General features: G+C 70.3%; 11 protein-coding genes. All 11 read right to left on the reverse strand.

Going from position 1 to position 13,305, the window contains the following annotated elements; all coding sequences use genetic code 11:
* Window positions 1–331: 331 nt before the first annotated feature.
* Entirely contained in the window at window positions 332–1,513 is a 1,182-nt protein-coding gene (locus I0C86_RS22770) for a Gfo/Idh/MocA family protein (protein WP_196203332.1), read from the reverse strand.
* Window positions 1,514–1,567: 54 nt separating this feature from the next.
* Window positions 1,568–2,644: a substrate-binding domain-containing protein gene (locus I0C86_RS22775; protein WP_196203309.1), complete on the reverse strand. Its 1,077-nt coding sequence runs from the start codon at window positions 2,642–2,644 to the stop codon at window positions 1,568–1,570.
* Window positions 2,645–2,773: 129 nt separating this feature from the next.
* Window positions 2,774–3,916: an ABC transporter permease gene (locus I0C86_RS22780; RefSeq protein WP_196203310.1), complete on the reverse strand. Its 1,143-nt coding sequence runs from the start codon at window positions 3,914–3,916 to the stop codon at window positions 2,774–2,776.
* A gap of 135 nt (window positions 3,917–4,051) precedes the next feature.
* A complete protein-coding gene (locus I0C86_RS22785; RefSeq protein ID WP_196203311.1) occupies window positions 4,052–5,662 on the reverse strand; it encodes a sugar ABC transporter ATP-binding protein in 1,611 nt (536 codons plus the stop codon).
* A 49-nt stretch (window positions 5,663–5,711) separates the two neighbouring features.
* Window positions 5,712–6,890: an ROK family transcriptional regulator gene (locus I0C86_RS22790; RefSeq protein ID WP_196203312.1), complete on the reverse strand. Its 1,179-nt coding sequence runs from the start codon at window positions 6,888–6,890 to the stop codon at window positions 5,712–5,714.
* 166 nt (window positions 6,891–7,056) lie between these two features.
* The gene (locus I0C86_RS22795; protein WP_196203313.1) at window positions 7,057–8,010 is read right to left on the reverse strand and encodes a YihY/virulence factor BrkB family protein; all 954 of its coding nucleotides are present in this window, start codon (window positions 8,008–8,010) and stop codon (window positions 7,057–7,059) included.
* A 108-nt stretch (window positions 8,011–8,118) separates the two neighbouring features.
* The gene (locus I0C86_RS22800) at window positions 8,119–8,928 is read right to left on the reverse strand and encodes an ABC transporter permease (protein WP_196203314.1); all 810 of its coding nucleotides are present in this window, start codon (window positions 8,926–8,928) and stop codon (window positions 8,119–8,121) included.
* 92 nt (window positions 8,929–9,020) lie between these two features.
* Window positions 9,021–9,833 carry an ABC transporter permease gene (locus I0C86_RS22805; RefSeq protein WP_196203315.1) on the reverse strand — a complete coding sequence of 271 codons (813 nt, stop codon included), beginning with the start codon at window positions 9,831–9,833 and terminating at the stop codon, window positions 9,021–9,023.
* A 1-nt stretch (window position 9,834) separates the two neighbouring features.
* Window positions 9,835–10,767, reverse strand: a complete 933-nt coding sequence (locus I0C86_RS22810; protein WP_196203316.1) for an ABC transporter ATP-binding protein — start codon at window positions 10,765–10,767, stop codon at window positions 9,835–9,837.
* A gap of 76 nt (window positions 10,768–10,843) precedes the next feature.
* Complete coding sequence (locus tag I0C86_RS22815; protein WP_196203317.1) at window positions 10,844–11,383, reverse strand: hypothetical protein; 540 nt, start codon at window positions 11,381–11,383, stop codon at window positions 10,844–10,846.
* A 2-nt stretch (window positions 11,384–11,385) separates the two neighbouring features.
* Window positions 11,386–13,263 (reverse strand): DNA primase, encoded by a 1,878-nt coding sequence (gene dnaG, locus I0C86_RS22820; protein WP_196203318.1) that lies wholly within the window; start codon window positions 13,261–13,263, stop codon window positions 11,386–11,388.
* Between the last annotated feature and the right edge of the window lie 42 nt (window positions 13,264–13,305).

The following is a 13,305-nucleotide window of genomic DNA, read 5'->3' on the forward strand; positions in this document are numbered from 1 at the left end:
GGTTCTGTCCCCGCCGGGTTCCGGCGTCCGGCACGACCGGGGAATCCCGGTCCGGCCGCACCGGACGGCCGCATCAACCTGCCGTACGCACCACCCGCCGGAGCGGGCTCCGGCGTGCGGGCGTACACCCTCCGGAGGGACCTCGATCCGATCGCGGGGCGCAACCGCGACCGGACCCTCGCCGATCACTCCGGAAAGGACTCGGGTCGGGAAGTGCCGACCCGGCTCTGGATCGGTCCACTCCCGACGGATGGACAACTGCTCCCGGCGGTGCCGGCCTCCGCGCCCGGCGGGCGGAAAGCCGGCGTACGCCGGTTCGGTGCGTCAGGTGTTACGCGGAGACCGGCGCGGGCACCGGCTCCACCTCGGTCCAGGAGGAGCCGACCTCCGCCGACCGCACGACGGCGTCCAGGACCAACTGGACCTGGAGCGCGTCCGCGAACGAGGGGGTCGGATCCGATCCACTGGCGAGCGCCGCGAGGAAGTCGCGGAGCTCGTGCGTGAACGAGTGCTCGTAGCCGATGATGTGCCCCGGTGGCCACCACGCCGACATGTACGGGTGGTCGCCCTCGGTGACCAGGATCCGCCGGAAGCCCTGCTCGACACCGGGGTTCGTGGCGTCGTAGAACTCCAGCTCGTTGAGGCGCTCGAGGTCGAACGCCACCGAGCCGAGCGAACCGTTGATCTCGACCCGGAGGCCGTTCCGCCGGCCGGTCGCGAACCGGGTGGCCTCGTAGGTCGCCAGTCCCCCGCCGTCGAGCCGGGCCACGAAGACCGCCGCGTCGTCGACGGTGACCTGCCCGGTGGCCCCGGCACCGGCGGCGCCGTCGGCCGAGGCGGCCAGTCCGCTCGACTCGGCGGGCAGTGGACGCTCCTTGACGAACGTCTCGGTGATCGCGCTGACCCCGGTGATCCGCTGGCCGGTCACGAACTGGGTCAGGTCGATGATGTGCGCACCGATGTCGCCGAGCGCACCAGAGCCCGCCTTGTCCTTCTGCAGTCGCCAGACCAGCGGAAACTGCGGATCGGTGATCCAGTCCTGCAGGTAGACCGCGCGGACGTGCCGGATCACGCCGAGCCGGCCGGACGCGACCAGCTCCCGCATCAGGCTGACCGCGGGGACGCGGCGGTAGTTGAACCCGCACATGGCCCGTACGCCCACCGTCTGCGCCTTGGCCGCCGCGGCGACCATGGCCCGAGCCTCCTCGACCGTGTTGGCCAGCGGCTTCTCGCACAGTACGTGCTTGCCCGCCTCCAGCGCCGCGATCGTGATCTCGGCATGGCTGTCGCCGGGGGTGCAGATGTCGACGATGTCGATGTCGTCCCGGGCGATCAGCTCACGCCAGTCGGTGGTGTGCCCGTCCCAGCCGAGCCGACCGGCCGCGTCCGCGACCTTCGACTCGTCCCGGCCACAGATCAGGGCCATCCGGGCCCGCACCGGCAGGTCGAACACCCGGTTCACGGTGCGCCACGCCTGTGAGTGCGCGGCGCCCATGAACGCGTAGCCGACCATGCCGACCCGCAGTTCTTTTTCTTCAGTGGACAAGGTGGGTCTCCCCCCGGTGTGTCAGAACCCGAGCTTGCTGTACGTGCTCGCGTTCTCTTTCGTGATGGTCTCGGAGGCCAACGTGATCTCCTTCGGGACCTGCAGTTCGACCAGGTCCGACATGCCCCGGCCCTGGGCGATGAGCCGGGCCAGCGAGATCGCCGAGGAGGCCATCGACGGGCTGTAGGTGACCGTCGCCTTGAGCACCGAGTTGTCCGCGGCGATCGCGTCGATCGCGGCCTTCGAGCCGGCGCCGCCGACCATGATGAAGTCGGACCGGCTCGCCTGCTTGATCGCGGCGAGTACGCCGATGCCCTGGTCGTCGTCGTGGTTCCACATCGCGTCCATCTTCGGCAGCGCCCGGAGCAGCTGCGACGCCTCGGCCTGGCCGGTGTCCGCGGTGAACCGGGCCGCCCGCCGGTTCTCCACCTTGAAGCCGAAGGTGGCCAGCTCGGCCTTGAAGCCGGCGGACCGCTCCTGGGTCAGCTCCAGCTCGTCCATGCCGGCGATCTCGCCGATGATCGGGTTGGCGATGCCCTTGGCCTTCATCTGCTCGCCGATGTAGCGACCGGCGGAGACGCCCATGCCGTAGTTGTCGCCCTTGATCTGGAGCCGGTAGGCCAGCGCGTCCGGGAACGCCCGGTCCAGGTTGACAACCGGGATGCCGGCGGCCATGGCCTCCAGGCCGAAGGCGTTCAGCTCCTTGCCGTCCCACGGCAGCAGGACGATCACGTCCGGCTTCTGCGAGACCAGCGTGGAGAGGGTGGCGCGCTGACTGGCGGCGTCGGCACCGGCCGCGACCGACTTGAACTCCACGTCGGTGTAGAGCTTCGCCTGTGCCTCGGCGTTCTTGGTGATGGCGGCCGTCCAGCCGTGGTCCGCCGCCGGAGAGGAGAATCCGATGACCACCTTCTTGCCGGGCGCGCTGTTCGGGTTGGCCGAGCTGTCCGCGGCCTTGACCTGGCCGTTGTCCTCTGGCTCGCCCTCGTTGCTGGTGCAGGCGGTGAGCAGGGCGCCCGCGCCGACCGCGGCCCCGCCGAGCAGCAACCGCCGGCGCGACAGGTCACGCACCGGCCGGAGCGGATCGTGCTGGGTCATGACGACCTCCTGATATTCGACTTCAGTGGGGGGTGGGATGTGGTGGAACCGGCGATCACTCCTCCGCCGCTTACCGGTTGTCCGGCCAGCGGTGACGGAGGCCGCCCAGGGGGAACCTCGTACGGTATGTCAGCTCTTGGAGGTGAGCCTGTTTCGGGCGAAGAGTTGGGTGACGGACTTGAACCGGAACTGCTGGACCAGTACGGCGGCGACGATGATCCCGCCCTTGACCATGTTCTGCGCCTCGGTGGAGAGGCCGTTGATCGCGAACAGGTTGGTGATGGTGGCAAAGATGATGACGCCGAGCAGGGAGCCGATGATGGTGCCCCGGCCGCCGCTGAGCAGCGTTCCGCCGATGATCGCGGCGGCGATGGCGTCGAGTTCGTAGAGGTTGGCCATGGCCGCCTGGGCCGAGTTGGCCTGTGCGGTCAGCATGACGGCGGCGATTCCGCAGCAGAGGCCGGAGAGCGCGTAGAGCAGCAGGGTGTGCCGCTTGACGTTGATTCCCGCCAGCCGGGCCGCCTCCGGGTTGCCGCCGACCGCGACCGTGCGCCGCCCGAACGTGGTGCGGTTGAGCAGCACCCAGCCGGCGGCGACGACCGCGGCGAGGATGTAGACCAGCAGCGGGATGCCGAGGATCCGGTTGCTCGCGATGCTGTTGATGGTCTCGTTCCCGGAGACCTGGGTCTGCTTGTCGGAGATCTCGGCGGCCAGGCCGCGGGCGGCGACCAGCATCGCCAGGGTGGCGATGAACGGCACCAGCCGGCCGTAGGAGATCAGCAGGCCGTTGATCAGGCCGACACAGGTCGCGACCACCACCGCAGTGAAGATCATTCCAGCCGCGCCGAATTTCTGGGTGGCGACCGTGGTGGACCAGACCCCGGCGATCGCGACGATCGCACCCACCGAGAGGTCGATGCCACCGCCGATGATCACAAAGGTCATCCCGACCGTCACCACGCCGACCACCGACGCCAGGGTGAGGATCGACATGATGTTGTCGCCGACCCAGTTCATGTTGCCGTACAGGTCGGGTCGGGTGATCACGCCGATGACGATCAGCGCCACCAGCACCCCGACCAGGCCCAGGTTGCGCCGGATCGACTCGGCCGCGTCGCCGCTCCACAGACCACCCGGGCCGGACGTCTTGCCGACGCCCGGGTCGCCGTGCCCGGCACCGGCCGGTGCGGGCGACACCGGGGACGACTGCGCCGGCAGGCCCTCCGACGGCGCCGTACCGGCCGGCACGGCGGTTTCGGTACGTTCACTCATGCCGACCTCCACTCCGCTGTATGTTCACTCGTGCCGGTGCCTCGCTCCGCTCGCCACCGCCACGAGGCACCAGATGCACTGAGCCTGATGATTCGCTCACTTCGTTCCCTCATGCCGACGCCTCGCTCAGCTCGCTCATGCTGGCGCCCCCTCCATCAGCGACCCCGCCATCACGAGGTCGAGCACGGTGTCTTCGTCGAGTTCTCCGGCCGGGGCCTCGCGGACCACCCGGCCCTCCCGCATCACCAGTACGCGGTCGGCCAGGCCCAGCACCTCGGGCACCTCACTGGAGACCAGCAGTACGCCGACGCCCTGGGCGGCCAGCGCCCGGATCACCTGGTACAGCTCCGCCCGGGCGCCGACGTCGACGCCTCGGGTCGGCTCGTCGAGCAGTAGCAGTTTCGTGTCTCCGAGCAGCCAGCGGCCGACCACGACCTTCTGCTGGTTGCCGCCGGACAGGGTCCGCACCGGACGACGTACGTCCCGGGGGCGCAGGTCCAGCCGGTCGGCAACCGCCTCCGCCTCGCTCCGTTCCCGCCCCGCGTTGGTGAACCCGAGCCGCGCCCAGCGGCTGAAGGTGGCCAGCGTGACGTTGCGGTAGATGGGCTCACCGAGCAGCAGGGCCTGGCTCTTGCGCTCCTCGGGTGCCATGCCCAGGCCGGCTCGGACGGCGGCACCGACGCTGCCGGGACGCAGCGTGCGTCCGGCCATCGACACCGTGCCGGCTTCCGCCCGACGCGCGCCGAAGATGGTTTCCAGCAACTCGGAGCGGCCCGAACCGACCAGGCCGGCGATGCCGACGATCTCACCACTGTGCACGGTCAGGGAGACGTCGGCGAACTCGCCCTCACGGCTCAGCTCGCGTACCCGGAGGAGTTCGGAGTGCTCGGGCTCGGCGGTCGGGCGGTCCGGGAAGACGTACTCGATGGTCCGGCCGGTCATCCGGCTCACCAGGTCGCGGGTCGGGGTCGTCCGGGCCGGCAGGTCCGCGGCGGTGGTGCGACCGTCCTTGAGTACGGTGACCCGGTCGCCGATCTCGCGGATCTCCTCCATCCGGTGCGAGATGTAGATGACCGCGATCCCCTGGGCGGTCAGCTCCCGGATGATCCGGAACAGGTTGCCGACCTCGTCGTGCGCCAGCACCGCACTCGGCTCGTCCATGATGATCAGCCGTGCGTCGTGTGAGAGTGCCCGCGCCATGCTGACGACCTGCTTGCCGGCGGCCGGCAGCGAGCGCACCATCCGGCGGGGCGGGATCTCCGCGTGCCCGAGCCGGCCGAGGATCTCCCGGGTCCGGCGGGCCATGTATCCCCGGCGGACGAATCCGAGCGTGCGCGGCTCGTGGCCGAGGAAGGCGTTCTCCGCCACCGACAGGTCGTCGACCAGGTCGAGTTCCTGGTAGATGGTGGCGATGCCGGCCTTCATCGCGGCCTGCGGGTTGGCGAAGGTGGTCGGCTCGCCGAGCCATTCCACCTGTCCCGAGTCGGGCTGGTGGGCGCCGGAGAGCACCTTGATCAGCGTCGACTTGCCGGCGCCGTTCTGCCCGAGCAGGCAGTGCACCTCGCCGGCCCGTACCTCCAACTGCACGCCGTCCAGGGCCCGTACGCCGGGGAAGGTCTTCACCACGTCGGTGAGGCGCAGTACGACCTCGCCCGGCACCGTGTCGGCGGGTGCGGCCAGCAACGGCTGCGGCTCCGTCGGTTCCCCGGCGGTGGTCGAGGTCTGTTCCCCGCTGTTCTCGGTCATGGCCTCTCCTCGCTGCGCTCGGTAATGACGTCCGCCCGCCCCACTCGGGTCATGACGCCTCCGCGAATGCGACGTCGGTGGCGAGCACGGCCGCGCCGGTGACCCCGGCACGCGGGCCGAGCTCGGAAAGGACCACCGGAAGATTGCCGGTGGCCAGCGGCAGCGAGCGCCGGTAGACGACACTGCGGATCTCGGCGAGCAGGATGTGGCCGAGCTGGGCCAGCCCGCCGCCGATGACGATCATCGAGGGGTTGGCGAAGCTGACCAGGCCGGCGAGCACGCCGCCGACCCGGCGTCCGCCGTCGCGGATCAGTCGGATGCAGGTCACGTCGCCCTCGATCGCACCCTCGGCGACGTCGAGCGCGCTGACCGAGCCGGTGGCGGCCAGCCGCTCGGCGAGGGCCGGTGAGGACCCGCTCCGGGCTGCCACGCCGGCCTCCTTGGCCAGCGCGGCGCCGCTGAACAGGGCTTCCAGGCAGCCGACGTTGCCGCATGAGCACATCGGACCGTGCGCGTCGACCTGGATGTGCCCGATGTCGCCGGCGCAGCCGTCCGTACCCCGGTAGACCTCACCGGAGAGGTAGATCCCGCAACCGATGCCGGTACCGATCTTGACGAACAGGAAGTCGTCCACCGAGTGCGCCACCCCGCCGTGCCGCTCGCCGATGGCCATGATGTTGACGTCGTTGTCCACCACCGCCGGGCAACCGTGCTCCCGGGTCAGCAGTTCGCGGACCGGGAAGCGGTCCCAGCCGGGCATGATCGGGGGTGAGACCGGTACGCCGTCCCGGAAGCTCACCGGCCCCGGTACGCCGATCCCGACGGCGTGCAGCCGCTCGTACGCCCCGTCGACCCTGGCCTTGTGCAGCAGTTCGTTGACGCGTTGCAGGATGGCCTTCGGGCCGGAGCGGATGTCGGCCGTCTCGGCGTAGTGCGCGATCGGTTCCAGCCGGCCGTCGACCACCTCGACGTCGATCGAGCTGGCGCCCAGGTCGACGGCGGCGAACCGCAGGTCCGGGCTGAGTTCGACGAGCGTGGAACGCCGCCCGCCCCGGGATGCGGCCAGTCCCGCCTCCGCGACGTAACCGAGGCCGACCAGTCGCTCGAGTTCGGCGATCAGGCGGGGCCGGGGGATCTGGAGGCGGTCGGCGAGTTCGGCCCTGGATACCGCGCCCTCGTCGCGCAACAGCCGCAGCAGTCGGAGGTGCAGTGCCTCGGGGGTGCGCACAGAGAGTCACCTCCGTCAGGCTCACGTTCATCTCGATGCAACGCAGGGGCGTTGTGCTCGACACAGTAGGAGCGTTCCGGAGTCGATGTCTAGAGCTTCAGGCCATCTGACGCTAACTTTTGTCCTGACGGACGAAAGTTAGCTGTTGATCTAGGAAAGGACCTGGTCACTCGTCGTGACCAGGTTTACGGAGCTTGCGGTCATCGCGAAGCGGGACAAATGGCTCTCGATCCGTCGGGCCGCCGAGCTGGATCGTCCGCTCCCGCTCCAGTTCCGCGCTCAACTCCGCGCCGAGCAGGATGGCCAGGTTGGACAACCACAGCCAGACGAGGAACACGACCACGCCGGCCAGCGAGCCGTACGCTTTGTTGTACGAGGCGAAGTTGGCCGCGTAGAGCGCGAAGCCGGCGGAGGCCACCGCCCACACCAGCACGGCGAAGATCCCTCCCGGGCTGATCCACCGGAAGCTCTGCCGCGCGTTGGGCGTCGCCCAGTAGAGGACCGCGAACGTCAGGCTGACCAACAGCAGCAGTACCGGCCACTTGCCGATGTCCCAGGCCGTCACCCCCGCCGAACCGATGCCGAGCCGCCGGCCGACCTGCGCGGAGAGCCGCCCGCTGAACACCAGGATCACGAGGCTGACCAGCACCAGCAGGCCGACCAGCGCGGTGACCCCGACCCGCAGCAGCAGGGTCCGGACGAGCGGGCGCCCCTCCGGCACGTCGTAGATCGCGTTGGCGGCCCGGACGAAGGCGCCGATGTAGCCGGACGCCGTCCAGAACGCGCCGAGAACGCCGAGCACGGCGACCAGGCTGGCGATGCCGGCGCTGCCCTGGACCTGGGTGATCCCGCCGAGCAGGATGTCCCGGGCGGCCTGCGCGGGTACGACGTCCCGGACCACGTCCCGCAGTCCGCGTACCGCCGAGTCGCCGAGCAGGCCCACCACGGAGACCAGCACCAACAGGGCCGGGAAGAGCGACAACACCCCGTAGTAGGTCAGTGCCGCCGCCCAGTCGGTGACGTTGTCCGCCTGGGCCTCCCGGAAGGTCCGCCGCAGCACCCGCCACCAGGAGCCCCTGGACAGCCGACCCGGATGCTCGGCTCGTTGCCGCTCGCTCACCCCGGCCTCCTCGACGACTCCGACCGGGGCACGACTGTCGCCGGCCGACCGGGTACGGTCCCACTACCGAAGGTAGTCGTTGTCCGGGCACCCGTCGGCCCAACCGGCTCACTGACAGAGCAGTCGGCCCATCCGACGGCCCGCGACGACCAGGCCGAGCACCGTGATCCCGATCAGATAGAGCACGTCCACCAGTTGGCTCCATCCCCCGCCGGAGACCGAGATGCCCCGGATCAGTTCGACCGATCGGTAGAGCGGGGTCACCTCGACCACCCAGCGCAGCACCGACGGGTACGCCTCGGCGGGTACGAAGGTCCCGGAGAACAGGAACAGGGTGAACTGGGCCGACCCCATCAGGTCGAAGTCCTGCCAGCTCCGCATGAAGGTGGAGAGCGCCATCCCGACCGCACCGAACGCGAACCCGACCAGTACGGCGGCCGGAAAGGCGACCAGTGCCCGGACCGCACTGGTCAGATCCAGCGCCACCATGATGGCCAGGAACGCCGCCGAGTAGGCGGTGCCGCGCAGCATCGCCCAACCCAGCTCACCGAGCGCTATCTCGAACGGCTTGACCGGGGTGGCCAGGATGCTGTCGTACAGCTTCATGTACTTCATCTTGCCGAAGAAATTGAATGTCGTTTCGGCCAGCGCGCCGCTCATCGCCGAGGAGGCGAGCATCGCGGGCGCCACGAACGCCGCGTAGGAGACCACCTCGCCGCCCGGCAGCGTCAGATCGCCGACCAGTGCCCCCACTCCGACGCCGATCGAGAGCAGATAGAGCAGCGGCTCGAAGAACCCCGAGATCAGCACGACCCAGTACGCGGACCGCAGCGCCGCGACGTTCCGCCCGGCCACCGAGACGGAGCGGCGGGCCGCCGCGTCGAGACTGAGCAGTCGGGGCAGGACGATGCTGACCACGGAACCTCTCCTTCGGTCTGGGACGGGCGGCGGAACGACTTCCGGGCGGGGCTGGCCACGCTCCGGGCCGGGGCCGGCGACTCTCCGGGCGGTCAGATCACCAACCGGCGACGGAACTGCGACCGGGCCAGCAGCCAGCCGACGAAGCCCCACGCCGCGAGGTAGAGCAGGTGACCGGGAACCGACCAGGCGGGTGCGAGGCCGAGGGTGGCGGCCCGGCACAGGTCGACGCCGTGCCACAGCGGCGACACGTACGCCAGCCAGCGCAGCACCACCGGCAGCGACTCGACCGGAAAGAAGACCCCGGCGAAGAGCGTCATCGGAATGACCGCGAACCGGAACAGCATCGCGACGTAGTTGTCGCTGCGGACCGCCGAGCTGAACGCGAAGACCGGCGCCGCCACCGAGATCGCGATCAGCAGCACCAGCAGCGGCGTGGCCAACGCCCAGGCCGAGTGCAGCGTCCCGAACAGCCCGGCGACGAGGAGGAACGCCAGGCTGCTGGTGAGCACCCGGAACAGCACGAAGGCGAGGTGGCCGCCGACGATGTCGGCCGCCCGCAACGGCGTCGCCGCCTGGCCGAAGTAGATCTTGACCCACTCGAAGTTCCTGAGCACCGGCCAGGTCGACTCGCCCACCGCGATCTGCAACGCGGTCGAGGCGATCAGCCCCGGCACGATGAAGTCGAGGTAGGGGACGCCACCCACCCCGGCGTCGACGTAGGCGCCCACGCCCACTCCGAAGCCGACCACCGTGAGCAACGGCAGCAGGAACGACGAGAACGCGCCGGACCGCCAGGTGCGGCGGTACGCGACGAGGTGGTACTCCAGCACCGCCAGGACGGGAAACCGGCCCACCAGCCCGGTCTTCGGACGGGGCGGCGCCACGGCGTCCGCGAGCGACATGTCAGTCCACCAACGTCCGGCCGGTGAGGTGCAGGAAGACGTCCTCCAGGCTGCTCCGCCGGACCAGCACGCTGGCCGGGGTCAACGCCCGGGCGTGCACGGCGGACACCGCCGCGTCGCCGTCGCCGACGTAGAGCAGAACCCGGTCCGGCAGCACCTCGATCCGCTCGCCGAGACCGACCAACTTGCCGGCGAAGTCCTCCTGGTTGTCGGCGGCGAAGCGCAGTTCGACCACCTCACGGGTGGAGTACCGCTCGATCAGGGTCCGGGGTGCCCCCTCCGCCACGATCCGACCGCCGTCCATCACCACCAGCCGATCGCAGAGTTGCTCGGCCTCGTCCATGTAGTGGGTGGTCAGCACCAGCGTGACGCCCTGCTGCTTGAGCCGGAACAGGCGCTCCCAGACCAGATGTCGGGCCTGCGGGTCCAACCCGGTGGTCGGCTCGTCGAGCAGCACGATGTCGGGCTCGTTGACCAGCGCGCGGGCGATGGTCACCCGGCGCTTCATGCCGCCGGAGAGCGGCTCCACCCTGCTGCCGGCCCGCTCGGCGAGCTGCACGAAGTTCAGCAACTCGGCGGCCCGTTCCCGGGCCACCCGGCGCGGGATGCCGAAGTAGCGCGCGTACGTCGTCAGGTTCTCCTGGACGGTCAGCTCGGGATCGAGGTTGTCCGACTGCGGACAGACCCCGAGCCGGGCCCGGATCGCCGGACCGTCCCGGCGGGGATCCATGCCCATGATCTGTAACTCGCCACCGGTCGGCGGCGAGACACAGCCGATCATCCGCATCGTCGAACTCTTGCCCGCGCCGTTGGGCCCGAGAAAGCCGAACGCCTCTCCGGCCCGCACGTCGACGTCGATCCCATCGACGGCGGTGAAGTCTCCGAACCGTTTGACCAACCCTCGGGCCTGGATGAGAACAGTGTCGCTCGCCACGGCGTCGACCCTAACCGCCTGGTCCGACACGTCCACCGAGTTTCCGCCCCCGGAGGTGGGGGTCAGGCCGCCGGGATCACAGGTCGGGATCGGTACCCGAGCGGGCCGCCGCAACGAGGCTGTCGGTCTGCTCGACCACCGCGTCGTCGCCGCTCGGCGTGCCGGGGTCGTACCGGACGGTCCAGGTCAGGCCGTCGACGCCGCGTACCCGACGGGCCGCGATCCGGAGACCGCCACCCTCCAGCCGGTGATGGGCGGTGTAGGCGACCGAGCGGGTCACCCGGGCCCGTACCTGGTTCGGCACGTCGCCCGGGTCGACGAGCAGGTAGGTCCGGACCGGGCCGTCGGCGACCACCCGGTAGTCGGCCCGCTCCTGCACCAGGTCGGCGGAGGTGACCGCCAGATCCCGACCCGACCAGACCGCCTTGTGGATGTCGTGCCAACCGATCCGTGCGGCATCGCCCGGCAGCCACAGCCCCCGGTCGGTGACCACCACGATCTCGTCGCCGTCGGCCACCTTCGCCCAGTCGAGTACCCGCTCGTCCCGGTCCAGCGCCGCCGGACGGCGGTCGGTCGGCAGCCGCCTCCCCCGGGAGAACAGGTTGAACAGTGCCATGGCTACAGGCCCCCCATCGCCTGCTCACGCAGGGCTCGGGCGTGCTGCTCCAGCGAGAGCAACTCCCCGAAGAGCGTGAAGTACTCGTCCTTGTTGGCCGCCGGATTGACCCGCTGGACCTTCGACTTCAGGTCCCGGATCCGGGTGGTGACCGCACCCCACTCCAGCCGGGCCAGCGTGATCGAGACGTACCGCGGATCGGGCTCGGCGTCGATCCGCAGCGGTTCGACGGCGAGTTCGCCGACGAGCGCCGCGGCGCCGAGGTCGCCGCAGGCGTCCCGGACCCGTTCGATCCAGACCGCGCCCGCGGTCGCCGAGGCCGCGCCACCGGCCGCCTCGATCGCCGCCCGGACCGCCTGGTGTACGGGGTTCAGGTACGACTCCGGCGCGAGCGCGTCGAACATCGGCCCGGCCAGCACCGGCACCTGGAGGGCGAGCTTCAGCGCCTCCCGCTCCACCATCGACTGCGGGTTGTCCACCACCGGCACGCGCCGGCCGGCCGGGGCGGGTTCGGGAGCACCCGGCCGGCGGTTCGTTCCGGTCCCGGGCTGCGCGGCGGCGTTCAGCACCGCACGCTGCACCGGTTCGATCTCCATGCCGAGATCGCCGGCCAGCTTGCGGACGTACTCGGGGCGCTTCTCCCGGTCCTTGAGCTTGGCCACCAGCGGTGCCGCCCGGCGCATCGCCTCCACCCGGCCGTCGACGGTGTCCAGGTCGTACCGGCCCAGCACGTGGCGGAGCGCGAAGTCGACAAGCGGCTCCCGCCGGGCGACCAGGTCACGCACCGCGAGGTCGCCCTTTGCCAGTCGAAGGTCGCACGGGTCCATGTTGTCCGGGCTGATCGCGATAAAGGTACGCCCGACGAACCGCTGGTCGTCCTCGAAGGCCCGCAGCGCCGCCTTCTGCCCGGCGGCGTCCCCGTCGAAGGTGAAGATGATCTCGCCGGCCACCGCGTCGGTGTCCATCAGCAGCCGGCGCAGCACGGTGATGTGGTCGGCGCCGAACGCCGTGCCACAGGTCGCCACCGCCGTCGGTACGCCGGCCAGATGGCATGCCATCACGTCCGTGTAGCCCTCGACGATCACCGCTCGTCCCTGCCGGGCGATCTCCCGCTTGGCCTGCGAGATGCCGTAGAGCACGTGCGACTTCTTGTAGATCGGCGTCTCGGGGGTGTTCAGGTACTTCGGGCCGTCGTCGTCGGCGAACAGCTTGCGCGCCCCGAACCCGATCACGTCGCCGGTCAGGTCCTTGATCGGCCAGAGCAGCCGGCGCCGGAACCGGTCGATGAGCGAGCCGGACCGAGCCTCCCGGGACAGGCCGGCGGTGACCAGTTCCGGTCCGGTGAAACCCTTCTGCCGCAGGTGTTTGGTGAGCGGGTCCCACGCGTCGGGGGCGAACCCGCAGCCGTAGGTCTGGGCGGCCGTCCGGTCGAAGCCGCGCTGGGCCAGGAACTCCCGGGCCGGGCGGGCTCCGGCGGTGCCGAGCTGGCCGGCGTAGAACTCGGCGGCGGCGGCGTGCGCGGCGACCAGGCGCTGCCTCTGCCCCTGCTGCGGGCGGATCGGCGCCGGTCCGGCCTCGAGGTACCGGAGCTGGATGTTGGCCCGGTCGGCGAGCCGTTCGACCGACTCGACGAAGCTCAGGTGCTCGGCGTCCATCAGGAACTTGATCGCGTCGCCGCCGGCTCCACACCCATGACAAAAATAGACATTTCGGGCGGGCGCCACCGTGAACGACGGGGTCTTCTCGTCGTGGAACGGGCACAGCCCCTTGAGGTTGCCCCCGCCGGCGGACCTGAGCGTGACGGTCTCGGAGATGATGTCGGCGATCGAGGTGCGCTCCCGCACCACCGTGATGTCCTCGTCCCGGATCCGACCAGCCATCCGCCACCCCCTCCGGCGTACATCCTGCCCTGCCGGACTGAT

The sequence above is a fragment of the Plantactinospora alkalitolerans genome (assembly GCF_015690345.1).
Taxonomy (GTDB): Bacteria; Actinomycetota; Actinomycetes; order Mycobacteriales; family Micromonosporaceae; genus Plantactinospora; species Plantactinospora alkalitolerans.

What these genes read in the sequence shown, in the direction of transcription:
- I0C86_RS22770 (WP_196203332.1), bottom strand. Translation starts at nt 1,513, where the DNA reads ATGGTCGGCTACGCGTTCATGGGCGCCGCGCACTCACAGGCGTGGCGC.
- I0C86_RS22775 (WP_196203309.1), bottom strand. Translation starts at nt 2,644, where the DNA reads ATGACCCAGCACGATCCGCTCCGGCCGGTGCGTGACCTGTCGCGCCGG.
- I0C86_RS22780 (WP_196203310.1), bottom strand. Translation starts at nt 3,916, where the DNA reads ATGAGTGAACGTACCGAAACCGCCGTGCCGGCCGGTACGGCGCCGTCG.
- I0C86_RS22785 (WP_196203311.1), bottom strand. Translation starts at nt 5,662, where the DNA reads ATGACCGAGAACAGCGGGGAACAGACCTCGACCACCGCCGGGGAACCG.
- I0C86_RS22805 (WP_196203315.1), bottom strand. Translation starts at nt 9,833, where the DNA reads ATGTCGCTCGCGGACGCCGTGGCGCCGCCCCGTCCGAAGACCGGGCTG.
- I0C86_RS22815 (WP_196203317.1), bottom strand. Translation starts at nt 11,383, where the DNA reads ATGGCACTGTTCAACCTGTTCTCCCGGGGGAGGCGGCTGCCGACCGAC.
- dnaG (WP_196203318.1), bottom strand. Translation starts at nt 13,263, where the DNA reads ATGGCTGGTCGGATCCGGGACGAGGACATCACGGTGGTGCGGGAGCGC.